We start from the raw sequence: 21798 nt of genomic DNA on the forward strand, positions 1-21798 counted from the left end.
GCGCGGCCTGCTACCGGCCGCTGTCCTTGCGGCGCGCGGTGTCGAAGGCGGCGTGCAGCGCGTCCACCGCGCCGCCCACCTCACCCGCGTACTGCACCGCGTGGATGGTGTAGAGGTCCTGCACCCGCGTGAGGTGGCGGTACACCGTGCGCAGCTCCACGCGCGCGGGGTCCCTCGACTCCAGGGCGCACTCGGATTCGGACTTGCGCACGCGCGTCAGCCAGTCCGTGCGGAAGCGCATCCATTCCAGGTCCACCTTGCGGGCGGGAAGGACGTGCACGAGCTTTTCGCGCTCGGCCTCCAGGTCCTTCCAGTGCCCGTCCGCGGCGTCCAGGCATTCGCGGACGGTGAGCGGTGGAGTCACGGCCGGGGGCCGCTCGGGCGTCATCGCCGCGACGGAGTGCCCCACGTTCCAGATCATCCACAGCGAGAACAACGTGGCCAGCGTGATGTGGACCCCATAGGCAGCGCCACGGTAGCGGCGGAAGCGGGGGTCTTTCCGGGGGTCGGGAGCGGACACGGGGCCCAGGTCTTACGACCCTGGACCCCGGGTGGCAATCCTTCCCTTACGCACCGTCCGGAAGCGCAAACCTCCGGACGGCGGCGGGGCTCCGGGGAACTACTGGCCCGCGGGGGCCACCGTCTGCGCGGCCGGGGCGGCCTGGGGCGCGGCGGCCGGGGCGGCGGGCAGCGCGGCGTCGGCGCCACCGGAGGCGGCGCGCTTGGCGGAGCTCAGGCGGCCGCGGAACTGCGACAGGTACTGGGTGGCCGGGTACGTGGCCAGCGCGTCGCGCACCGTGTCCGCCGCCTTATCGAACGCGCCCGTCTCCTGGTACGACTGGGCGAGCAGCAGCATGGCGTAGTCGCGCGTCTTGGACTTCTTGTCGCCTTCCACGAAGCGGGCCAGCAGCGGCACGGCCTTGTCGTGCTGACGCAGTTGGTTGTAGGCGGTGCCCAGGAAGAAGGACGCGTCCAGCGCGTCGGCCTCCGGCGGGTTCATGGCCAGGAAGCGCGACAGGTCCTCCACCACGGCGGACATCTCGTTCTTGCGGAAGGCGATCTTCCCGCGCTCGAAGGCGGCGTCGCCCGTCTCGCGGCGCAGGATGGCGGCGCGGTCGTTGAGGGCCTGGCGCTCCAGCGAGGACAGCTTCTGCGTGTCCAGCTTCACCAGCGCGTCGATGCCCTTGAGGCGCTCGTCGCCCGGCAGCGTGGTCATCATCTTGTAGACCTCACCCGCGGCGCGCTGGGCCGTCAGGTGCGAGGTGCTGTCCGCGCGCTGCTTCTCCAGCTGCGCGGAGAGGTCCGACACCTGCTTCTCCAGCCGCTCGCGCTCGTTGGTGTTGCTGGAGCTGCGTGCGCCGTTCACCAGCACCGCGCCACCGACCGCCAGCACCGCGAAGAGCGCGTAGGCCACCGCCGAGGAGATCCACTGCCGCTTCTGGAAGTCCTCGTGGCGCTTGCCCACCGCCTTCACCTCCGCATGGAGGTTCTTCAGCAGGTTGTCCGTCTTGATGACGAGGTTGCGCGACTCGATGACCTCTCGGCGGAGCTCGGAGAGCTCCTTCTCGATGTCGGTCTTCGGCTGTTCAGAGGGGGGCATGGACATCTTCCTGGGACCGGAAATGACTTCGGCCGACTCACGCATGCTAGGGGACTCCTCCGGGATGAGGGGCGGGTTCTTTTTCCGCTCCCCAACAGAGCCCCGTGGCACTGCCATTCCCCGGAGTCCGGGGCACGCGCGCGCTCGCCTGCTTTCATGTTGGAACTTTCCGCGCGACTAGAACGACGTCAGCGGCCGCGACGGATCTGGCGGGAACGTATACGTCACTCCCAGCGCGAACCAATTGCCTCCGTTGCTGAAGCTGAAGGGCCCGGCCCACTTCGCCGCGTCCGGGGACTCCACGGGGCCGCGCAGGAACGTGAAGCGGTACTCGGCGGTGAGGCCCCACTTCGAGGACAGGCGGAGCGTGGCGCCAAGCGAGCCCACCCAGGCTTGAGAGACCTTCTCCTGGAGGGCCGAGCCCTCGCGCTTCGAGGAGATGACGGCCGGGCCCGTGAGCACGCCGGCGAAGGGCACCAACCCCTGCGGGCCAATGTCGAGCACGCCCTGGAAGCGAAGGCCGATGAGCACGCCGTACGCCACGGTGCTGACCTTGCGGGACACGGTGGTGCCGTCGCCGCCGGGCTCGGACAGACGCAGGTTCTGAGCGGTGCCGTACAGGTCGATGCCCACCTCCACCAGGTCCGACATCGCGTACGCGAACGTGGCCGCGCCAATGGGTGCCCCCGTGGACTCGGGCGCGCGCTCCAGGCCGGAGCCTGGCCCCTTGGCGCCGTACCAGGAGTCGTACAGCGTGCCGTTGGAGGTGAGCCGGTAGCCGGCCTGCAGGGTGATGCGGCCCACGCCGTCCAGGTTGGTGGGGGCGTTGTCGCCGCCCAGGTCGCCCTCTTCCTGAGCGAGGGCGGGCGCGGCGGCGAGGGCGAAGACGAGCGGCAGACGACGGAGCATCAAGGCGCGGAACCCGGGGCTTTCTGCCGGCACGGGCGCACACGGCCCGGTGCTACAGGCGTGTCGCACACCGTAGCCGGGGGACCTTCCGCGTCAACTTTCCGGTTCGTTCTCCACCGTGTCGATTTCGCGCCCTAGCATTCGTCGCCCTTTTGAAACCGACGTTGAACCCGACGTTCCAGGAGACATCCCCATGCGCTTCATGATGCTCGTCAAGGCGACCCAGGACAGCGAGACCGGCCGGCTTCCCTCCACGGAGGAGCTGACCCAGATGGGCAAGTACAACGAGGAGCTGGTGAAGGCCGGCATCCTGCTCGCGGGCGAGGGGCTGCACCCCAGCTCCAAGGGCGCCCGCGTGACGTTCTCCAGCAAGGGGGCCACGGTGACGGATGGCCCCTTCTCCGAGACGAAGGAGCTGGTCGCCGGCTTCTGGATCATCGAGGTGAAGTCGCGCGAGGAGGCCATCGCCTGGGCGCGCCGCATCCCCTTCCAGGACGGGGCGGTGGAGATCCGCCAGGTGGCCTCCGCGGAGGACTTCGCGCCCAGCGACCCCACGGGCGAGCTGCGCGCGAAGGAGGAGGCGCTGCGCGCGCAGGTCGAGGCGAAGGCGAAGGCCTGAGCCGTCAGCGAGCGCGCCGCTCCAGCTCCAGGAGTGGCATCTCCAGCACCACCACCGTGCCGTGCGTGCACGGGGGTGTGAAGTCCGCGCGGTCCAGCTCTCCCAGCAGCGCGCGCAGCTGCGCGTCCGTGAGCGGCGAAGAGGACGCGCGGCGAGCGGCGTGACAGGCCATCACGCGCACGGCCTCCGCGAGGCTCGTCACGTCCAGGGGAGCGCTGCGCGGGGGCAGCGCGCGCGACAGGGCCTCCAGGAGCGCGCGCGGGTCCACGCCCTCCAGGCCCGGCGGCACCGACTTGAGCGCGAGCGCCGTGCCGCCGAAGGGCTCCACGTCCACGCCCAGCTTGAGCAGCGCCTCGCGGCCGTCCACCAGCGCCTTCACCGCCGCCAGGGACAGGTCCACCGTGGTGCCGAACAGCGACGGCGGCGGCGCCTTCGTGTCGTCGTCCAGCCGGCGCAGGTACGCGGTGAGGCGCGCGCGCTCCAGCGCGGCGTGCGGATCCAGCACCACCAGCGTGCCACCGGGGCCCTCGCACACGTGGAAGCGGCTGCCCAGGAGGCCCATGGGGCGCAGCGCCGCGAAGTAGCCTGGGGGCGGTGCTTCGTTGAGCTGCGGCTGCGCCTCGCCGAACGCGGGCGTGCGGCCCGGCAGCAAGGGGCCCTGGAACGGACCGGGGAACGCGCTGCCCTGCGCTCCGCCGTTCGGCGAGAAGTACGACGGCGTGAGCGGGCGCGCGGGCATGGAGGCGCCCGAGCCTCCCGGGCCCGGGGCATCCATCGCGGTGGGCAGCGGCGCGCCCCAGGTGGCCTCCTGCGCGCGGGTGAGGAAGCGCTCCACGGCGTGCGCGTAGTGCGCGGCGTCGCGGGGCTGGGGGTTCGCGGCCTGTTGTTCGGGCGTGCCCAGCCACGGAGCCGCGCGCAGCACGCGCGACAGGGCGGCGCTTATCGCGTCCTGCACGCCCCGGGCGTCCGCGAAGCGCACCTCCATCTTCTGCGGGTGCACGTTGACGTCCACCGCGCGGGGCTCCACGTCGATGTGCAGCACCACCACCGGCTGGCGGCCCGCGGGAAGAAAGTCCTGGAACGCGCGCTGCACGGTGCTGATGAGGCCGCGGTCGCGGATGTAGCGGCGGTTGACGAAGGTGTAGAGGCCGCGCGCGTTGGGCAGCGTGTACTCCGGCGACGCGAGGTAGCCCGTGACGATGACGCCCAGCCGGCGCTCCTCCACCGGGAACAGGTGCGGGAAGGACGCGGGGCCCAGGGCCGCGGCGATGCGCTCGCGCGGGTCGTGTTCGCTGGCGGGGCTCGCGAACAGCTCGTTGCCCTCGTGCGAGGCGAAGAAGCCAACCTCCGGGTACGCGAGCGCCAGGCGCACCACGGCCTCCTCGCAGTGCTTGAGCTCGGTGGCGCCCTGGCGCATGAACTTGCGGCGCGCGGGCACGTTGTAGAAGAGGTCCTCCACGGTGATGACGGTGCCCACGCGGGGCGGCGCGTCCTCCACCACCGGCGGGCCTCCGCCCTCCACGGTGACCTTGGTGCCTTCGTGCGCGTCCGGCTCCGCGGTGTGCAGCGTGAAGCGGGACACGGAGGCGATGGCGGGGATGGCCTCGCCCCGGAACCCCATGGAGTCGATGTGGAAGAGGTCGTCCAGCTCGCGCAGCTTGCTGGTGGCGTGGCGCTCCAGGCAGAGCGTGGCGTCCTCGCGGCTCATGCCGTGGCCGTCGTCGGAGATGGTGATGCGGCCCACGCCGCCGCCCTCCAGCTCCACGCGCACGGTGCGCGAGCCCGCGTCGAGCGAGTTCTCGCACAGCTCCTTCACCACGGAGGCGGGTCGCTCCACCACCTCGCCGGCGGCGATCTTGTTGATGAGCACATCGCTCAGGCGCGCGATTCGGGACATGGCGATCAGCCACCCTCCGCGAACTGGATGACGTTGTCCAGAACATCACCGGCGCACTCGGCTGACATTCCCGGACGGCTGGGCTAACACCCGCCCCTGCGAATGGAAGTGATCCAAGCAGGCAAGGGCCCGATGCGCATCGCGGTGACAGGCGCCAATGGAGACTACGGCAAGCTGCTCCTGCCGAGGCTGGAAGCGGACCCCGGCGTGGAGAGCATCCTCGTGCTGGACACGAAGGAGCCCCAGGGGACCCGCAAGGTGGAGTTCCACCGCGTGGACCTCACCCGCTACGACGCGGAAGCGGAGCTGACGGACGCGCTCACCGAGCGCCCCGTGGACGCCCTCTTCCACCTGGCGTTCCTCTTCGGGCCCATCCTCAACGGCCCGCTGGCGCACGAACTGGAGGTCATTGGCACGATGAACGTGCTGACGGCGGTGGGCCGTGCGCGGCTGCCCCGGCTGGTGGTGCCGTCGCTCACCGTGACGTACGGAGCACGGGGCAACAACCCGGCGCTCCTGCGCGAGAGTTCCCCGCTGTTCGGCTGTCCGCACAGCCGGTTCGTGAACGACAAGGTGGAGGTGGAGGGACAGGTGCGGGCGTTCCGCGAGCGGCATCCGGACACGCGCACGCTGGTGTTGCGGTTCGCGCCCCTGCTCGGCAAGAGCCTGGACAATCCGGTGACACGGTTGCTGTCGCACTCCGTGGTGCCCACGCTCCTGGGGTTCGACCCGCTCTGGCAGGCAGTGCACGAGGAGGACGCGGGCCGGGCGCTGCACCTGGCGCTGCGGGCGGACGTGGCGGGAGAGTTCAACATCGTGGGGCGCGGGGTGTTGCCCTGGTCGGGGCTCATCCGCCAGGCGGGCGCGCAACCGCTCCCCCTGCCAGGGCCGTTGTTTCGTGGAGCACTTCGCGCGCTGGGTGTTGTGGGGGCGGGCACGTTGCCGGTGGCCCTGCTCGACTACATGCATTACTCCTGGGTCGCGGACGGGGAGCGCGCGGAGTCCGCGCTCGGGTTCGTACCCGTCCACCACGTCAGGGACGCCGCCTCGGCGCTCAGAAGGAGCCAGTCATGACCAAGGGTGTCCTCGGGAATGATCCCTTCCAGCGGGGTGCCGCGCCTCGCACAGGCGAGGTGAAGGACGCCGCGCCCGACCCGAAGGCCGCGAAGAAGGCCGCGGCCCCGAAGTCCGGCAAGGGTGCGAAGTCCGCGGGCAAGGCGAAGAGCGCCAAGGGCGGCGCTCCGAAGTCCGGCCCCCGGGCGAAGGCCCCCAAGGGTGGCAAGGGCGCGGAGGCGAAGCAGGCCGCCGCGACGCCGAAGACGCCCGCCGCCAGGGTCCACATGTTCGAGGCGCGCACGAATGGGTCCGGGAATGCGAAGCACGAGCAGGACGTGCACGCGCCCGGCGAGGAAATCTCCCCGCTGCGAGAGCCCTCTCCTCCGGGCCCCGCCTCCGAGCCCCGGCCGTCGCGGCCCCAGGTGCTCGCGGACGAGGTGCGCGGCTCGCGCCCGCAGGAGCGCAAGGTGGACCGCGCCCTGACGGAAGCCATCGCCTCGGACGCGGCGGAGGCCGCCGCGAAGACGGCCGTGGACGAGCTGTTCGAGGGACGCCGGGGTCCGGACCGAGACATCGAGCGCGTCCTCGCGACGGAGCTCGTCGCCGAGCTGGCCGAGTCCGCCGTGCGGCAGGTCCTGGACGACGGCAACGGCAGCGCTCCCGAGCGGGAGGTCGCCACCGCCGTCGCGACCCAGGTGGCCGAGGCCACCGCGGGCGTCGCCGTGGATGAAGTCCTGGACCGCCACGCCATCAGCCCCGAGGAGCGCGCCCTGACCTCCGCCGAGGACACCGATCTCGACGCGGACGATGAAGCGACCGACGAGGTCTGGACCGCCAACGCCTGGCAACGCGACCCGAAGGACGTGCCTCCTCCCGAAGAGCCCGAGGAGGTCTGGACCGCGGACGCGTGGAGCCGCGACCCGGGGGGCACGTCCGCGCCAGAGGGCCCCGAAGAGGAAGATGACTTCGAGAGCGGCGTGGAGCGCGTCGAAGAGAACGGCGTGTCCATCTCCGTCTCCATCATCGAGGGCGCCGCTCCGACGGACGTGGAGCCGGAGGTGGAGCTGCCCGACGAGTCCCACGACGAGCTGCCTCCCAGCCGCCGGCCCCTTTCGCTCGTGAGCGACCCTGGGGAAGCGCCCCTCGAGGAAACGCCGGAACGGGACGAGCGGGGCTACGACCGTCCGGAGGAATCCGCCCCGCCCGCGGGCTTCGCGGGCCGCGCGGTGGGCATGCTCTCCCTGGCGAAGGAGATCGCCGGTCAGGCGCTCGCGAGCGACGGCCTGGGCCGTGCCATGGGGGCCATGCACGGCCTGATGGAGGCCGTGCGCACCAGTCTGGGCACCGGCGGCGGCAGCCGGCTGGACGACTACGGCAAGGACGCGGGGCTGGTGGAGAACCTCCAGCCCGTCCTGGACTTCCTCTACGAGCAGTACTGGCGCGTCTCCGTGGAGGGCGTGGATCAGGTGCCCCGAGGCGCCGCCATCCTCGTCGCCAACCACTCCGGCGCCCTGCCCTACGACGGGCTCGTGATGTCGCAGGCGCTCCAGCGTGAACGCCCGGATCTGCTCGAGGCCCGCTGGCTCGTGGAGGATCAGGTCTTCCACGCGCCCATGCTCGGCACCCTCTTCAACCGCCTGGGCGCCGTGCGCGCCTCGCCGGAGAACGCGCTGCGGCTGCTCGATGAGCACCGGCCGCTCGTCGTCTTCCCGGAGGGCTACCAGGGCGCGAGCAAGCCGTTCGCGGAGCGCTACCGCCTCAAGCGCTTCGGCCGCGGCGGCTTCGTGAAGCTGGCGCTGCGCACCGGCGCGCCCATCGTCCCGGTGGCCATCGTCGGCGCGGAGGAGACGTCCCCGCTCCTGGGCCGCATCCCCGGGGGCTTCCTCGGGTTCCCGTCGCTGCCGCTCACCGCGCCCGGCCCGCTGCCCGCCAAGTGGACCATCCGCTTCGGCGAACCGCTGACCATGGAAGGCCTGGCGCCAGAGGCCGCGGACGACCTGGGCGAGGTGCAGCGGCTCACCGAGCGCACCCGCGAGTCCATCCAGAGCATGCTCCAGGCCCTGCTGCGGGAGCGCCGCTCCGTGTTCGCGGGCTGAGGTCCTTCGGGGCTCCGACGAGGCTTGGGGCGAAGTCTCCGGGGGTGTCAGCCGCAGACGCGGTTGCGCCCCTGGTTCTTCGCCTCGAAGAGGCGCTCGTCCGCCGCGCGCACCAGCTCCGCGGGCTCGCGGTGGTGCGGCTCCAGCGTGGCCACGCCCACCGACAGCGTGACGGGGATGACCTGCTTGTCGAACTCGAAGCGCTGCCGCTCCACCAGCTTGCGCACCTTCTCCGCGAGCTGACGGGCGCCGGCCAGGTTGATCTCCGGCAAGAGCAGCGCGAACTCCTCGCCGCCGTAGCGGGCGAAGACATCCTCGCGACGGATGCGCGTGCGCACCGTGGACGCCAGCTGCTTGAGCACCGAGTCGCCAGCGAGGTGCCCGTAGGTGTCGTTCACTTCCTTGAAGTGATCCAGGTCCAGCATCACCAGCGACAGCACGCGCTCGTAGCGGCGGCTGCGGGAGATCTCCCGGTCCAGCTGCTCGTCGAAGTAGCGGCGGTTGTAGATCTGCGTCAGGCCGTCCATCGTGGTCAGCCGGTAGATCTCGTCGTGGTACGCCGCCTCGATGTTGCCGCCCGCGATGAACTTGAAGATGGTGCGGCCAATCTTCACCAGGTCGCCGTTCTGCAGCGACCGCGCGGACGACGCGGCGTCGTCGTTGACGAACGTGCCGTTGGTGGACCCCAGGTCCTCGATGCGCACGCCCTTGGTCGTGTTGGTGATGCGCGCGTGGTTGCGGCTCACCGCTTCCTGATCAATCTGGATGTCCGCCTTGGACGACCGGCCGATCAGCGTCTCTTCGCGCGCCAGGTCGTACTTGCGTCCCAGATCCAGGCCGTAGATGACCACCAGCGCCGCGTCCAGGTTGACGGGGCGCTCGGAGATCTTCGAGATGACGGTGACGACCGTCTCCTTCTGGCCCATGACAAGGCAAACGTATCACCGCGCAATTCGCGAAAGCGAATTCACGGCCGGAACGAGTGCCCCTCCAGGTCGCAGAACCCCTGACACCCCGGCACGTCAGGGCACCCGCACCGTGCGCACGGCGCTGACAGCGGGCCGCAGCGGCAACCCGAGCCCGTCCACCAGCGACGCCACCAGCGTCACCTCCGGCCCCGAGCAGGCGGCGGGCAGAGTGAGCGCCACCTCGCCCGACCGCGTGGCCACGTCGCTCCGCACGAGCGCGACGTCGCAGCCCGGGCCGCCGTCGCGCACGGTGAGCAGCACCCCACCCTCGTCGCCGGTGGAGAGCTCCGTGCCCACCCGGAAGCCGTCTACCCGCACGCGCACGGTGGCGCCGCGAGCCAGGGACGTGCCCTCGAAGGGCTGCAGCCACGTCACCTGGGGCCGGCCGTAGTTCAGCGTGGAGGCGGCGTGCACCGCCGCGGCGAGCGGCTCGGGAGCCAGGGCCCCGGACTCCGCCAGCGCGGAGAGGTTCAGCGACTGGCCCTCGGGCGTGGCCACGGACAGCGCCTCCACCGACATGGACGCGCGCGAGCCCTCCGTGTCGCCCTGGAAGGTGCGGTCCTCCATGCCGGCGGGAGGCATGGGCAGGCGCACGCCGGTGACGGAGCGGCGTCCATCCACCCACACGGTCCAGCGGCGGCCACCGGCGTTGGTGAAGGTCGCGCGCACGGCCGTCGCGCCCGGCACCGTGGCATCCATGCGCCACTCGCGAGGCAGCAGGCCGTGCCAGAGCGACCCGTCGGGGTTGTAGCGGGAGCCCTCCGGGATGCCGAGGAACGCGTCCGCGAGCGTCACCGGATCCGTGCCCTCCGGATCGAAGTGGGGCGCATCCAGGGTCGCCATCACCGCGCTGGAGGCCCGGCCCACGGGCTCCTCGCCGCCCAGCGTTCCCGACGACGCGAGCGCGACCAGCCGGTACGCCTGTCCCTCCAGGCCGTGATGGGCCGGCGCCATGCGCACGCGCACGAAGCCCGGCGCGGACAGCAACGGCTGCGTGTCCGTGTTCGGATCCACCGGGTTGACGTTCACGGCGGCGCCCAGGCCCAGCGGCACCGTGCCGCGTCCCGGCGCGGTCACCGAGCCCATCACCAGCGTGCGCGCCAGGTAGCTGTCGCGGAAGCGAGGAAGCGGCGGGACGCGCACCACGAACGGGAAGGCCAGCGGCACCTGCCGGAAGTCCAACGAAGTGGCTGGCCCGCGTGGCGGGATCTTCCCCTCGATCGGCGCATACAGGGGGAACTGCGCGTCGCGCTGGACGGCGGAGGAGAAACGCCCCGACCGAGGCAGCGCACGCGCCAGGAGCAGCAGTGGATCCGTGCCCGGATCCATCATCCCCGCCGGAAGCTCGCCGGACGGCACCTGCGCGGTGAGGGCCCAGGTGGTGCGCGTGCCGCAGGTCCCCATGCGCGTGGCGGTCTCCGGATCCGTTCCGTCCGCGAGCGCCGCGTCACACACCCCGGGGATGCCCGGCACCTCCACGGACTCCGGCGGGAGGACGCCCAGCCCCTGCAGCCAGACGTTGGCGGGCACCTGGAACTGGCGCGTCACTCCGCTCAGCGTGAGGTCCACGGGCCATTCGGGCCCCTGCACCTGGGCGGCCGTGGCCTCCGACAGGAGCCCTGGCACGGACAGCCCCGCCAGCCCCAGGGCCAGCGCGCCACCCGACCCCACGGGCGCGAGGTTGGAGAACCGGACCTGCACCCCGCCCACGCGGTCCGCCGGGTTGCGGCGCAGCGGCAGCCGGATGTCTCGCGAGCCGCCCATGTCGTAGTTCGCCACGGTGAGGTAGCCGAAGTCCGGGTGGAAGACGGACACCGTCGAATCGTTCCGGGATACGAGCACGGCCACGCCCTGCGCGTCCGTCGACTCGCTCGCCGTCGCGCTGCCCAGCGCGTCCGCCACTACGACCGAGGCCCCCTCGACGGGATGGCCCGTGAGCGCGTCCGTCACCAGCACCCGCACCTGCCCCGCGGCCGTGTGCGGGGGCAACACGGTGACGCTCGCACGGCACGAAACCGCGCCCACCCGGGCCTCCACCGCCTCCACCTCCGTGCCCGCCGAGTCCAGCGTGAACGTGGCCCCGGAGCCCGTGCCTCCGCCCTTCACGCGCGACGACACGGCGGACCAGCTGAGCCCGTCGCGCAAGACGATGGGCTGGCCCGTGGCATCGGACACCCAGGCTTCGAAGCGCAGGGTGGTGCCCACGGGCGCGACGACGCGCGCGGGCACCACGCGGCAGGCCGCGGCCAGGGACGACGGCGGGGGCAGCCCACAGGTGCCGTCGCGGCACACCGCCGCGCCTTCGCAGTCGTCGTCTCCGGTGCACAGGGCGGGAACGCAGCGGCTGGCGTCACAGCGGCAGCCCAGCGCTTGCGACTCGCACGCGGCGATGGCGTTCAACTCTCCGCGGCGCTTCACGGAACAGTCGAGATCCGTGCGGCACGAGGGCTCACAGCGCGACAGGGCGGTGTTGCAGAAGAACAGCGCCGGATCCGCGCAGTCCTGATCCACCGTGCAGGCTTCGTCCGTGTTGCCCCCGTTGAGGAACGGCACGCCCATGTCGGACATCCCGCAGCCCATGGCGCACGCCAGCAGGCATGCGAGCACGACGCCGGGGGACCGGACCGGAAGGGGGATGGGACGCATGGGAACTCCGAGGGGGACCGGCCTTGCCCCGACCTTACAGGGGGAAAGGCCGCGACGCGACCGGTGATGACACCGGGCCCTCGTCCGCTGAACGCCGGGAACCGGGGGCCCCGGCGAAATCGAACGGGCGGGCAGGCAAGTGTTGGTTGGCATCCGGCGCCAGGGGTTCCAGAATCGCCCGACGATGGCGCGCAGTGAACCGAAGACCTTGGAGAGCCTGCTGCCCCGGGTGCTCGCGCGCCTGGCGGGAGAGTCGGGCCGCGCGTCGTCGCTGATGCCGCTCTGGACCGCCGCGGTGGGTGAGAACATCGCGCGCCACAGCCGCCCACACCTGCTGGAAGGCACCACGCTGGTCATCTCCGTGGAGAGCGCCGAGTGGGCCCAGGTCCTCACCCGCCAGGCCGACTCCCTCTGCGAGCGGCTCAACGAGAAGCTCGGCACCGGCACCGTGAAGGCGCTCACCTTCCAGTTGGTGCCGCGATGAAGGGCGTGCTCCTGGGCCTGCTGCTCGCGGGCACGTCCGTCGCGGCTCAGGCTCCCACGGTGGCCTCCGTCTCCGTCACCGACGCGGGGGGCCAGGACCTCCCGCCCCCTGCTCCCCCAGAGACGCCCCAGTCCCAGGAGTCCCGGGCCCGGCTGCACGTCCTGCGCGAATTCGAACGCGTGGGCCGGCGCGCGCCCTCTGCCGACAAGGCATTGGAGGCCGCGGCCCGGAGGCTCGCGCGCGAGGCCCTCAGTGAGTTCACCACCGGCGCCCCGGCCCTGCTCACGCTGACGGAGGCGGTCAGCGACGCGGGCGCCGCGGATCCGTCCCCGAAGGTGCTGGTCATCCGCGCCTGGGTGCACACGCACGCCATCGAAACGTTCCTCGCCCGCACGGACTTCAACGACGAGCGCGTGAGCCACTTCGGCGTGGGCGTGGCCTTCCTGGGCGAGCGCGCCGCGCTGGTGCTGCTCACCGCGGACCGCAAGGCGGAGGTGCTCCCCTTCCCCCGGACGATCGCGAAGGCCGGCACGGAGAAGCGCGTGTGCGGCCGGCTCGTACCGCCGCTGCGCGAACCCCAGGTCTTCGTCACCCGGCCGGATGGCGAGGTGGAGGGCGTTGCCCTGAGCCGCGCACCCACCGGCACCAACGGCTTCTGCGCCCTGGTGACCTTCGCCACGCCCGGCGGCTACACCCTGGAGGTGGTGGGCCAGGGGAACGCGGGGCCAGAGGTGACGTCGCTGTTCCTGGTGCAGGTGGGTGCCCGCGCCGCGCGCGGTGAACAGGAAGCGCAGCGCGAACCCACCACGCTCGACGAGGCCCGCACCGCCCTCTACGAGCGCATCAACACCCTGCGCCGCGCGCACAAGCTGCCGGAGCTCACACCGGACCCAACGCTGGAGGACGTGTCGCTGCGCTACAGCACGCGCATGGCCACGGAGGGCTTCTTCGCCCACATCGCGCCGGACGGCTCCACGCTCACGCGCCGGTTGCCGGAAGGCACGCGCTACGTGCGCGCCGGGGAGAACCTGGGGCTGGCGGCGGGTCCGCTCGCGGCGCACTTCGGCATCGAGCACAGCCCCGGCCACCGCAAGAACCTGATGGACCCCGCGTTCCGCTTCATGGGCGTGGGCGTGGCGTTCCAGAAAGTGGACGGCCGCGACCAGGCCATCGTCACGGAGGTCTTCACCGCGGCCTCCCCCGGCGCGGCGCTCCCGGCGGACCCGGTGTCGGACGTCTACGAGTCCCTGTCCCGCCACCGCGCCACGCTGAAGCTGCCGCCGCTGGTGCGCAGCGAGGCCCTGGAACGCCTGGCGCGCGAACACGCCCGCCGAGCGCTGGCGCAGGACGAACCCACCGCTGGTGACGGCGACCCATCCCCGCTGCACGAACGCGTGTTCACCGCGCTGCCGGATGCGGGCACCGCGTCGGTGGACTTCTTCGTCGTGGGAGACCCCGGCGCGGTGCCGGAGTCACGCAGCCTTGCCACCGCCACCAACACCCGGGTGGGCGTGGGACTGGTGCGGGGCAACTCCAAGCGCTTTGGCCAGGGCCAGTACTGGGTGGCCGTCATCTACGCAGCGGTCCCCTGAAGCGGTGGCTTCCAGGAGGAACCTCCACGCGGACTCCGGTCACGTCCGAGCTTCGGGCGTGACCGGCTGCAAGCTCGCGCGGGCCCGGTGGAATGGGCCCATGTCAGACGTCCTTGTTAGACAGGACGGCGCTGCGTGGCGTACGCCTCAAGCCCCATCTGCGGAGGAGCGAGGTTGGCGTACATCGGGCACTTCATGCACGTGAACGACTGCCAGCCGCGACGGACAGCCTCATCGAGGCAGTTGTCGTAGTGGTTGCAGTTCAGGTTGCGATGCGTCTCGACGCCTGCCCGCTTCGGGCCGGCTTCGGGATTGATGGTCTGCGGCAGATCGGATGGACACGGCTTCATGGAGCCTCCCCTATGAGCTGTTTCCCCCCCCGAGGTCTGTGAACGAGCAGTGCTACCGACGACAGGTGTTCCTGACACGACGACGGTCCGGAGTAGCGCTCAACGGCGGCGCAACGTAAGGATTCCCTCCGGAGAGCGCAACGGGCCGACAACCCCGCGGGACCAGCCCGTGGGCGCGGGATCTAGGACTTGTCGGGCCGACTGTCAAACCGACCCCCGCCCACCTGGTGGGGAATGTCGACTGCAAACCTCTCGTTCGGAAGCCGCAAGGCCGCGAAGTGAAAGGAAGAATCCCATGAGTTGGACCGGCTGGGTGGCGGGTTGGGTGACGGGGGTGGCGCTGGGGCAGTCCCCGGCGACGCTGGAGGCCGTCCGCCTGCACCGGTCCGACGCGGCGGCGCTTGCCCAGGCGGAGCTCACCGCCTGCGAAAAGACGAAATGCCCGGATGCGGGCCGCCTGGGCCTGCTCGCCGGGACCCTCGTCCTTTCGGACGGGGACGCCGCCCAGGCCCGGGACCTGCTCACCCGCCATGCGCCCCCCGCGCCCCTGGAGGCCTTCCACGCCTTCTACCTGGGCCAGGCGCGCTTCTACGCGGGCGACCCCGACGGCGCGGCGAAGGACTTCGAGCGGGCCCTGGAGAAGGCCTCCCCCGCCCTGGCCGTGCGAGCCCGTGCCCGCCTGGGTGAATCCCTCCTGGACGCACATCGGCCCAAGGACGCGGCCCCGGTGTTGGAGTCGGCGGCGGCGGCACAGCCCACCGCGGAGCTGCTCTTCCAGCGCGCCCAGGCCCGCGCGGCCACCGGCAACGCCGCGGGTCTGAGGGCGGACCTGAAGACGGTGGCGCTGCGCTTCCCCACACACCCCTACGCGGACGAGGCGCTGGAGCGGCTGGCCGCGCTGAAGCCTTCGGTGAAGCTCACGCTGCCGGAGCATCTTCAGCGCGCCAAGGGCTTCCTCTCCGACGACGCGGCGGACCGGGCCGAGGCGGAGCTGGCGACGGCGGAGAAGCGGTCGCTGGTGAAGGGTGCTCCGGCGCAGGCGCAGGTGGCGCTCTTGCGAGCGCAGGTGCTCTTCGCGCGCGGCAAGCGCGAGGAGGCGGAGAAGGCGCTCGCGGTGGCGCGCAAGGGGCCCCCGGCCATCGCCGCGGAGGCCGCGCTGGTGGTGGCGCGCCGCGCACTGCGCTCGGACGACAACGAGAAGGCGCGCAAGTTGATGGCGGCGCTGGACAAGGCCTATCCCTCCCAGGCCGCCGGTGAGGAAGGCGCGTTCTTCGCCGCGTGGTTGGATTTGCAGGGGGGCCGCTTCGAGGACGCGGCGAAGTCCTTCGCGGACTACGAGAAGCGCTACAAGGGCTCGCGCCGCCGCGACGAGGCGATGTGGTTCCGCGCCCTCTCGCACATCCGGCTGGAGCAGTACGCGAAGGCGCGCCAGGCGCTGGACGACCTGGTGACGGACTTCCCGAAGACGAGCATGGCCCCACAGGCGCGCTACTGGATGGCGCGCACGGAGGAGTTGGGCGGCGGCAAGCCCGCCACGGTGGGGCCGGCCTACGAGACGGTCATCAGCGCGGCGCCCGCGTCGTTCTACGCGCTGCTCGCCACGGAGCGGCTGCGCGAACTGGGACGCACGCCGCCCGCGGCCTTCCCGCAGCCTCCAAAGCAGCTCACCCTTCCCCGCCCGCCGGAGCTGGAGCTGGCGGTAGCGCTCACGCGCGCGGGGCTGTTCCGCGACGCGGCGGACGAGGTGCAGTCGCGCGTTTCGGGCCTGCGCACGGCGGACCAGGCGCTGCCGTTCGCGCACGCGCTGCTGCAATTGGGGGAGTTCGGCCACGCGCACGTCGTGGCGGCGCGCTACCTGTGGGGCCGGGCCTTCGGAGCGAAGGCGCCGGACGCGCTGGCCGCGTTCTACCCTCGCGCGTTCGCCCAGGCGGTGGAGACGGAGGCCACGCGGCAGGCGCTGGATCCGTTCCTCGTGTGGGCCATCATGCGGCGGGAGAGCGCCTTCCGCCCGGAGGTCATGAGCGCGGCGGACGCGCGCGGCCTCATGCAGATCATCCCACCCACGGCGACGGAGATCGCCCAGAAGATGGCGGAGCCCGCGCCCGCGCCGGCGGACCTGTTCGCCCCGGAGCGCAACATCCGCTACGGCGCGTGGTACCTGGCGCAGCTGATGAAGCGCTTCGCGCACCCGGCGCTGGCGGCGGCGGCCTACAACGCGGGCCCCAAGGCGGCGGTGCGCTGGACGCAGGAGCGCGGCAGCATGTCGCTGGACCTGTTCGTGGAGTCCATCCCCTACCGGGAGACGCGCGGCTACGTGAAGCAGGTGGTGGCGGACCTGTACCTCTACCACCGCTTCTACGAGAAGGATGGCACCCAGGCCCGGCTGGCCATGACGGTGCCCGCCCCCTCGACGGACGGCGTCAGCTTCTGACGGAAGGCCGGTGACGGCTCAGGCGCCGCGCCAGCATTGGCGGCGCAGGCGCCTCGGCTTGAGCCGGTCCGCTTCCGACGGACGCGGAGCGTGCGGACTTCAGGCGCCGCGCGTGGCCCGGCGGCGCTCGATTTCGTGCTCCAGCGACTGCACGACCTCCGACAACGGCAGGCTGCTGGAGTCCACGTGCACGGCGTCGTCGGCGGGCTTCAGCGGCGCCACCTCGCGGCCGGAGTCGGCGGCGTCACGGCGCGTCTGATCCTGGAGCACGCCCTCCAGGCTGCTCTCCACGCCCTTCTGGAACAGCTCCTCGAAGCGGCGGCGCGCCCGCACCTCCGGATCCGCCGCGAGGAAGAACTTCACATCCGCGTCCGGGAACACCACCGTGCCGATGTCCCGGCCCTCCAGGATGGCTCCCACCGGCGCCTCCAGCGCCAGCCGCCGCTGGAGCGCCAGCAGCCCCGCGCGCACCACCGGCCGCCCCGACACCTGCGACGCGCCCATGGAGATGGGCGGCGTGCGGATCTCCCCGGACACGTCCTCGCTGCCCAGGAAGACGTGGTTCTCCTCGCCCACCACCTGGAAGTGGATGCGCACGCGCCCGAGCAGTTCGCCCAGCTTCGCGTCGTCGTCGAACGGGATGCCCTCGCGAGTGGCCATCAGCGCCACGCAGCGGTAGATGGCGCCCGTGTCCACCAGCGCGAAGTTCAGCCGCCGCGCGAGCAGCTTGGACACGGAGGACTTGCCCGCTCCTGCCGGCCCGTCGATGGCGACGATGAACGGACGCGGGCTCATGACAGGACCTCCTTCAGCGCGGCCACGCACCGGGCGTTCTCCTGGGGCGTGCCCACGGAGATGCGCAGACAGTTCGGATGGCCATTGCCCGCCATGGGCCGCACGATGACGCCCCGGCGCAGCAGTTGCTCGTACACCCCGGCCCCCGGACGGTGGCAGTCCACGAAGACGAAGTTCGCGTGGCTCTCCGTCAGCGTGAGCCCCAGCTTCGGCAGCTCCTCCCCGAAGTAGCGCAGGCCCACGCGGTTGTTCTCACGCGTGCGCTTCACGTGATCCGTGTCCTCCAGCGCGGCCATGCCCGCAGCCTGAGCCACCGTCGTCAGGTTGAACGGCATGCGCGTGCGGTGCACGTAGCCCGCGAGCTTCGCGTCCATCACCGCGCAGCCCAGCCGGATGCCGGCCAGCCCGTGGATCTTGCTGAACGTGCGCAGCCCCACGAGGTTCGGATGCGTGTGGAACAGCTCCACGGCGCTCGCGTAGTCGGGCCAGTCCACGAACTCCGCATAGGCCTCGTCATGGACGACGAGCACGTCCTTCGGCACCGCCGCGAGGAACGTCTCCAGGTCCTTGCGCCCGAACGTGGTGCCCGTGGGGTTGTCCGGGTTGGCCAGGAACACCATGCGCGTGCGCGGCGTGACGGCGCGGGCCATGGCCTCCAGGTCGTAGCGGAAGCCCTCGCGCATGGGCACTTCGATGAACGCACGGCCGTGCGCCTGCGCGGAGATGCGGTACGCCGGGAACGACCCCTTGCACAGGAGGATCTCCTCCTCCGGCGTCGTGAACGTGCGCATCAACAGCTCGATGAGCTCGTTGGAGCCGCTGCCCAGCACCACTTCCTCCGGCTTCACGCCCAGGTGCGCGGCCAGCTTGCGCACCAGGTGGAAGCTCGTGGCGTCCGGGTACAGGTGCACCTGGGAAGCGGCGTTGCGCATGGCCTCCACCGCGCGGGGCGACGGGCCCAGCGGGTTCTCGTTGGAGGCCAGCTTGATGACGCCGGTGAGGCCGTACTCCCGCTCGGTCTCCTCGATGGGCTTGCCTGGAACGTAGGCCTTGAGCGTCTCGACGTAGGGAGGAACGAGCGGTCGCATGGGGAAACGGGCCTCTATTTGCCGGTGAACACGCCGAAGGCGCGGAACTTGTTGTAGCGGTCGCGCACCAGCGCGTCCGGGTTCAGCTCCGCCAGTTGCCCCAGGTGCTTGCGCAGCGTCTTGCCCAGCGCCTCGGCCGCCTTGGCCGGGTCGCGGTGCGCGCCGCCGGGAGGCTCCGGAATCACCTCGTCGATGATCTTCATCTCCAGCAGGTCGGGCGCGGTGGGACGCATCGCGTCCGCGGCCTTGTCCGCCTTGCTGGCGTCACGGAAGAGGATGGACGCGCAGCCCTCCGGGGTGATCACGGAGTAGACGCTGTTCTGGAACATCAGCACGCGGTTGCCCACGCCAATGGCCAGCGCGCCGCCGGAGCCGCCCTCGCCAATCACCGTGGAGATGATGGGCACGCGCAGCCGGCTCATGACCTCCAGGTTCACGGCGATGGCCTCCGCCTGCCCGCGCTCCTCCGCGCCGATGCCCGGGTACGCGCCCGGCGTGTCCACGAAGGTGAGGATGGGCTTCTCCATCCGCTCCGCCAGCTCCATCAGCCGGCGCGCCTTGCGGTAGCCCTCCGGGCGGGGCATGCCGAAGTTGCGGGCCATGTTCTCGCGCGTGTTGCGGCCCTTCTGGTGGCCGATGAGCATCACCGTCTTGCCGTCGAAGCGCGCGAACCCGCCAACGATGGACGGGTCCTCGCCGAAGTGCCGGTCGCCGCACAGCTCGAAGAAGTCCGTGAACAGGTGCTGGACGTAGTCCAGGAAGTACGGACGCGAGCTGTGGCGCGACAGCTGCACCATCTGCCAGCGCGTCAAGTCACTGAAGATCTCCGTCTGGAGCTTCTTCGCCTTCTTCTCCAGCTTGGAAATTTCCGAGGAGAAGTCCACCGAGCCGCTGGTGGAGAGGGCCTTCAGCTCTTCGATCTTCTTTTCCAGCTCGATGAGCGGGCGCTCGAAGTCGAGCGCGTAGCCAATGCCGGTTGCCATGGCGCCGAACTAGCACCAGGGTTCAGGCCTTTCAACGCGCAAGCGGTTACGCACCCCCTGGAATGTCCTGGGGGACCGCCCGTCTGGAGCCACATGGTCCTCGCCCTCTCCCTGCTGGCCCTGACCCTGTCCGCCGCCCCGGCCACGCCCCCTTCCGGCCGGGCCCTCAACACGCAGGGGTTCCGGCTCTACCAGTCCGGCCGCTACCCGGAGGCCCTGGAGAAGTTCCAGGCGGCCGCCCAGGCCACCCCGGACTACGCCCTGGCCCACTACAACGCCGCCGCCACCCTGGGCGTCCTGCGCAAGCAGGGCAAGGTGTGCGAATACAGCGCCCACCGCGATGTCATCCTCGAGAAGCTGACCACCGCCGTGCGCCTGGACGCGCGCCGCCTCCAGCGGGCGAAGACGGACCGGGACCTGGACGGCATCCGGGACACGCTCGGCTGGCAGAAGCTGCTGGGCCGCACCCCCCAGAAGGAGGCCGACGTGCCGGCCCTCCTGCGGACAGTGTCCTGGTACGGCCCCGGCGTGGGCGTCTACGGCACCACCCGCGCCCTGAAGTTCCAGGACGGGGGCCGCGTGGAGCTCTGGAAGAGGGACGTGGACGACTCAGGCACGCCCCACGAGTCACGGACCCCGGGCACGTACACCGTCCGGGGCCGCACGGTGGAGGTGAAGCTCCCCGGTGCGGCGCCTGTCACCGGCACCCTCAGCGAGGCGGGCGCCCTCACCTTCCCGGAGCCCCTGGGCGGCTTCACCGACAGCCCCTCGGAGTGCGACGCCTGACGTGAAGTGACGTCCCGTTCACGCCTACACGCCTTCGGGGAGCGCGGCCCTGGCGCTCCTGCCCGCCGGTGCCCACCTTCCCCCTGCAGCAGAGGGGGAACGCAGTGCACCGACTCAACGCAAGACACTGGGGACTGGTCGCCATCGTCGCGGCGGCACCCTTCGTCCTCGCCTTCGTGCTGGGAGCGTCCGCGCCCCAGCTGCTGGAGCCGGTGCTCGGCACCCCGGTGGGCGGGCTGAGCTGGGGGCTGGCCACGGTGCTGGGACTGGTGGGCGGCGCTCTCTTCGCGCGCATCCTCGCGGCCCTGCAGCGCCCGCGCATCCAGGCGTCCCCGGTGCTGCGCCTCCTGGGCACGGTGGGTGGCGCCAGCGCGGTGGTGACCCTGTGCATCGTGCCGGCGGTGGCGCTGATGCTCATCGGTCCGGGCTGGGTCCTCACGCAACACCTGGAGGTGCCCGCGGCCCCGACGGTGCGCTCGCTCAAGGCGAGCGCCGTGGACCTGCTGGGCCAGGCGCGCCGGGCGTATCCCCACCGGCTGCCCCTGTCCCTGCTGCTGCCGGGCCCCCACTAGGCGCCCGGCTTCAACCGCCTCAGGCCGCCTTGATCTTCGCGGGCGGCGCGGACAGCGCGTACCACGCGGTGCGGAAGGCCTTCAGCTCGCGCAGCCCGGCGGGGTGGCGGCCCAGCGCGGGCGCCATCGTCACCGGCAGGCCGATCTTCTTCTCCATGGCCTTGGCCGCGTTCAACTCCAGCTTGCGGCGGTTCTCGCACTTCTCGCAGGTGGACTTGGGGCCCACGCGGTTGACGAGCACCCGCTCCACCTGGAGCTTCTTCTCCTTGAGGTACTCCACCAGCCGCTCCGTGCGGGACGCGGCCAGGTCCTCGCCGCGCGTGACGACCACGAAGCGCGATTCGCTGGGGGACGCCAGCGCGTCCTCGAAGCGCTTCACGTGCTTGAGCATCGCCGCCAGATCATCCGCCAGCTCGCCCAGGCCCTTGGCGCGGTGCTTGTTGAGGATGCCGTGCAGCGCGCCCAGCCACGTCTTCGCGATGTCCGCCAGCTCCACCACGCGCACGTTCGTCACCTGCGGCGACGAGTCCACCACGATGCGCTTGAAGCGCTCCTGCACCAGCGCGTCCGTCAGCACGGACATGGCCGCCAGCTCGTCGATGCCCGGGGGCGCGCACTCCAGCAGGTTGCGCAGGTAGAGCAGGTCCGCCGGCACGTCGTTGCCCGCCTTGGGCGCGCCCTCGAAGGCCTTCTCCGCCTTCTCCTTCAGCCGCTTGCGCAGGGCGTTGAACCAGCCCGCCATGTCCAGCTCGCGCGCGTACAGGCCCTTGGTGCCCTTCACCTGCGTCTCGGTGTCGGTGAGCCGGCTCTGCAGCACGTCCGACAGCGAGTGCGCGGGGTCCGTGGAGATGAGGAGCACCGGCCCCTCCTTCTCCGTCAGCGTCACCGCCGCGGCGGCCGCGCAGGAGGACTTGCCCACCCCGCCC

General features: G+C 71.5%; 19 protein-coding genes. 8 read left to right on the forward strand and 11 right to left on the reverse strand.

Translation table 11 applies throughout. From position 1 onward, the window contains the following. Positions 1 to 10: 10 nt before the first annotated feature. From D7X32_RS08190 to D7X32_RS08200, 3 genes are all read right to left on the reverse strand, one after another. Positions 11 to 520 (reverse strand): hypothetical protein, encoded by a 510-nt coding sequence (locus D7X32_RS08190; protein ID WP_171446622.1) that lies wholly within the window; start codon positions 518 to 520, stop codon positions 11 to 13. A 99-nt stretch (positions 521 to 619) separates the two neighbouring features. Further along, positions 620 to 1645 (reverse strand): tetratricopeptide repeat protein, encoded by a 1026-nt coding sequence (locus D7X32_RS08195; protein ID WP_120601951.1) that lies wholly within the window; start codon positions 1643 to 1645, stop codon positions 620 to 622. 132 nt (positions 1646 to 1777) lie between these two features. Further along, positions 1778 to 2509 (reverse strand): hypothetical protein, encoded by a 732-nt coding sequence (locus D7X32_RS08200; protein ID WP_120601952.1) that lies wholly within the window; start codon positions 2507 to 2509, stop codon positions 1778 to 1780. Positions 2510 to 2702: 193 nt separating this feature from the next. Here D7X32_RS08200 and D7X32_RS08205 point away from each other — a divergent pair, with 193 nt between their 5' ends. Beyond that, positions 2703 to 3128: a YciI family protein gene (locus D7X32_RS08205; RefSeq protein ID WP_120601953.1), complete on the forward strand. Its 426-nt coding sequence runs from the start codon at positions 2703 to 2705 to the stop codon at positions 3126 to 3128. A 4-nt stretch (positions 3129 to 3132) separates the two neighbouring features. Here D7X32_RS08205 and mutL read toward each other — a convergent pair whose 3' ends face one another. Next, positions 3133 to 5025 (reverse strand): DNA mismatch repair endonuclease MutL, encoded by a 1893-nt coding sequence (gene mutL / locus D7X32_RS08210; RefSeq protein ID WP_120601954.1) that lies wholly within the window; start codon positions 5023 to 5025, stop codon positions 3133 to 3135. Positions 5026 to 5127: 102 nt separating this feature from the next. Here mutL and D7X32_RS08215 point away from each other — a divergent pair, with 102 nt between their 5' ends. Together D7X32_RS08215 and D7X32_RS08220 are read left to right on the forward strand one after the other, a co-directional pair. Next, positions 5128 to 6099 carry an SDR family oxidoreductase gene (locus D7X32_RS08215; RefSeq protein ID WP_120601955.1) on the forward strand — a complete coding sequence of 324 codons (972 nt, stop codon included), beginning with the start codon at positions 5128 to 5130 and terminating at the stop codon, positions 6097 to 6099. Then, complete coding sequence (locus D7X32_RS08220) at positions 6096 to 8177, forward strand: lysophospholipid acyltransferase family protein (RefSeq protein ID WP_120601956.1); 2082 nt, start codon at positions 6096 to 6098, stop codon at positions 8175 to 8177. Before D7X32_RS08215 ends, D7X32_RS08220 begins: the two co-directional genes overlap by 4 nt. A 47-nt stretch (positions 8178 to 8224) precedes the next feature. On the opposite strand, the gene D7X32_RS08225 is transcribed toward D7X32_RS08220, so the two are convergent. Both D7X32_RS08225 and D7X32_RS08230 read right to left on the reverse strand, forming a co-directional pair. Next, complete coding sequence (locus tag D7X32_RS08225) at positions 8225 to 9103, reverse strand: GGDEF domain-containing protein (RefSeq protein WP_120601957.1); 879 nt, start codon at positions 9101 to 9103, stop codon at positions 8225 to 8227. Between the two features lie 96 nt (positions 9104 to 9199). Then, entirely contained in the window at positions 9200 to 11791 is a 2592-nt protein-coding gene (locus D7X32_RS08230) for a carboxypeptidase regulatory-like domain-containing protein (RefSeq protein ID WP_120601958.1), read from the reverse strand. A gap of 184 nt (positions 11792 to 11975) precedes the next feature. Between D7X32_RS08230 and D7X32_RS08235 the strand changes: the two genes are divergently transcribed. After that, positions 11976 to 12275 carry a DciA family protein gene (locus tag D7X32_RS08235; RefSeq protein WP_120601959.1) on the forward strand — a complete coding sequence of 100 codons (300 nt, stop codon included), beginning with the start codon at positions 11976 to 11978 and terminating at the stop codon, positions 12273 to 12275. Continuing rightward, positions 12272 to 13867 (forward strand): CAP domain-containing protein, encoded by a 1596-nt coding sequence (locus tag D7X32_RS08240; RefSeq protein ID WP_120601960.1) that lies wholly within the window; start codon positions 12272 to 12274, stop codon positions 13865 to 13867. Before D7X32_RS08235 ends, D7X32_RS08240 begins: the two co-directional genes overlap by 4 nt. A gap of 116 nt (positions 13868 to 13983) precedes the next feature. Here D7X32_RS08240 and D7X32_RS08245 read toward each other — a convergent pair whose 3' ends face one another. Next, positions 13984 to 14217, reverse strand: a complete 234-nt coding sequence (locus tag D7X32_RS08245) for a hypothetical protein (protein ID WP_014396719.1) — start codon at positions 14215 to 14217, stop codon at positions 13984 to 13986. 295 nt (positions 14218 to 14512) lie between these two features. On the opposite strand from D7X32_RS08245, the gene D7X32_RS08250 reads away from it, so the two are divergent. Then, positions 14513 to 16648 carry a lytic transglycosylase domain-containing protein gene (locus D7X32_RS08250; protein ID WP_120601961.1) on the forward strand — a complete coding sequence of 712 codons (2136 nt, stop codon included), beginning with the start codon at positions 14513 to 14515 and terminating at the stop codon, positions 16646 to 16648. A 99-nt stretch (positions 16649 to 16747) separates the two neighbouring features. Here the strand turns inward: D7X32_RS08250 and cmk are convergent, their stop codons facing one another. From cmk to D7X32_RS08265, 3 genes are read right to left on the reverse strand one after another with little or no spacing between them, the layout of a single operon-like run. Further along, positions 16748 to 17443 (reverse strand): (d)CMP kinase, encoded by a 696-nt coding sequence (gene cmk / locus D7X32_RS08255; protein WP_120601962.1) that lies wholly within the window; start codon positions 17441 to 17443, stop codon positions 16748 to 16750. Continuing rightward, the gene (hisC, locus tag D7X32_RS08260; protein ID WP_120601963.1) at positions 17440 to 18531 is read right to left on the reverse strand and encodes a histidinol-phosphate transaminase; all 1092 of its coding nucleotides are present in this window, start codon (positions 18529 to 18531) and stop codon (positions 17440 to 17442) included. Before hisC ends, cmk begins: the two co-directional genes overlap by 4 nt. 14 nt (positions 18532 to 18545) lie before the next feature. Further along, entirely contained in the window at positions 18546 to 19514 is a 969-nt protein-coding gene (locus D7X32_RS08265; RefSeq protein WP_120601964.1) for an acetyl-CoA carboxylase carboxyltransferase subunit alpha, read from the reverse strand. Between the two features lie 93 nt (positions 19515 to 19607). Here D7X32_RS08265 and D7X32_RS08270 point away from each other — a divergent pair, with 93 nt between their 5' ends. Both D7X32_RS08270 and D7X32_RS08275 read left to right on the forward strand, forming a co-directional pair. After that, a complete protein-coding gene (locus tag D7X32_RS08270) occupies positions 19608 to 20300 on the forward strand; it encodes a tetratricopeptide repeat protein (protein ID WP_120601965.1) in 693 nt (230 codons plus the stop codon). 104 nt (positions 20301 to 20404) lie between these two features. Continuing rightward, the gene (locus tag D7X32_RS08275; RefSeq protein ID WP_120601966.1) at positions 20405 to 20872 is read left to right on the forward strand and encodes a hypothetical protein; all 468 of its coding nucleotides are present in this window, start codon (positions 20405 to 20407) and stop codon (positions 20870 to 20872) included. A gap of 19 nt (positions 20873 to 20891) precedes the next feature. Here the strand turns inward: D7X32_RS08275 and D7X32_RS08280 are convergent. Next, positions 20892 to 21798, reverse strand: a 907-nt coding sequence (locus D7X32_RS08280; RefSeq protein WP_158625632.1) for an ArsA family ATPase, incomplete at its 5' end; no start/stop codon positions are given.

The sequence above is a fragment of the Corallococcus carmarthensis genome, assembly GCF_003611695.1.
Lineage (GTDB): Bacteria > Myxococcota > Myxococcia > Myxococcales > Myxococcaceae > Corallococcus > Corallococcus carmarthensis.

Bases quoted from the DNA above. Each gene is read 5' to 3' on its own strand.
- D7X32_RS08195 (WP_120601951.1), bottom strand. From the start codon at position 1,645: ATGCGTGAGTCGGCCGAAGTCATTTCCGGTCCCAGGAAGATGTCCATG.
- D7X32_RS08200 (WP_120601952.1), bottom strand. From the start codon at position 2,509: ATGCTCCGTCGTCTGCCGCTCGTCTTCGCCCTCGCCGCCGCGCCCGCC.
- D7X32_RS08205 (WP_120601953.1), top strand. From the start codon at position 2,703: ATGCGCTTCATGATGCTCGTCAAGGCGACCCAGGACAGCGAGACCGGC.
- mutL (WP_120601954.1), bottom strand. From the start codon at position 5,025: ATGTCCCGAATCGCGCGCCTGAGCGATGTGCTCATCAACAAGATCGCC.
- D7X32_RS08215 (WP_120601955.1), top strand. From the start codon at position 5,128: ATGGAAGTGATCCAAGCAGGCAAGGGCCCGATGCGCATCGCGGTGACA.
- D7X32_RS08220 (WP_120601956.1), top strand. From the start codon at position 6,096: ATGACCAAGGGTGTCCTCGGGAATGATCCCTTCCAGCGGGGTGCCGCG.
- D7X32_RS08225 (WP_120601957.1), bottom strand. From the start codon at position 9,103: ATGGGCCAGAAGGAGACGGTCGTCACCGTCATCTCGAAGATCTCCGAG.
- D7X32_RS08230 (WP_120601958.1), bottom strand. From the start codon at position 11,791: ATGCGTCCCATCCCCCTTCCGGTCCGGTCCCCCGGCGTCGTGCTCGCA.
- D7X32_RS08235 (WP_120601959.1), top strand. From the start codon at position 11,976: ATGGCGCGCAGTGAACCGAAGACCTTGGAGAGCCTGCTGCCCCGGGTG.
- D7X32_RS08240 (WP_120601960.1), top strand. From the start codon at position 12,272: ATGAAGGGCGTGCTCCTGGGCCTGCTGCTCGCGGGCACGTCCGTCGCG.
- D7X32_RS08245 (WP_014396719.1), bottom strand. From the start codon at position 14,217: ATGAAGCCGTGTCCATCCGATCTGCCGCAGACCATCAATCCCGAAGCC.
- D7X32_RS08250 (WP_120601961.1), top strand. From the start codon at position 14,513: ATGAGTTGGACCGGCTGGGTGGCGGGTTGGGTGACGGGGGTGGCGCTG.
- cmk (WP_120601962.1), bottom strand. From the start codon at position 17,443: ATGAGCCCGCGTCCGTTCATCGTCGCCATCGACGGGCCGGCAGGAGCG.
- hisC (WP_120601963.1), bottom strand. From the start codon at position 18,531: ATGCGACCGCTCGTTCCTCCCTACGTCGAGACGCTCAAGGCCTACGTT.
- D7X32_RS08265 (WP_120601964.1), bottom strand. From the start codon at position 19,514: ATGGCAACCGGCATTGGCTACGCGCTCGACTTCGAGCGCCCGCTCATC.
- D7X32_RS08270 (WP_120601965.1), top strand. From the start codon at position 19,608: ATGGTCCTCGCCCTCTCCCTGCTGGCCCTGACCCTGTCCGCCGCCCCG.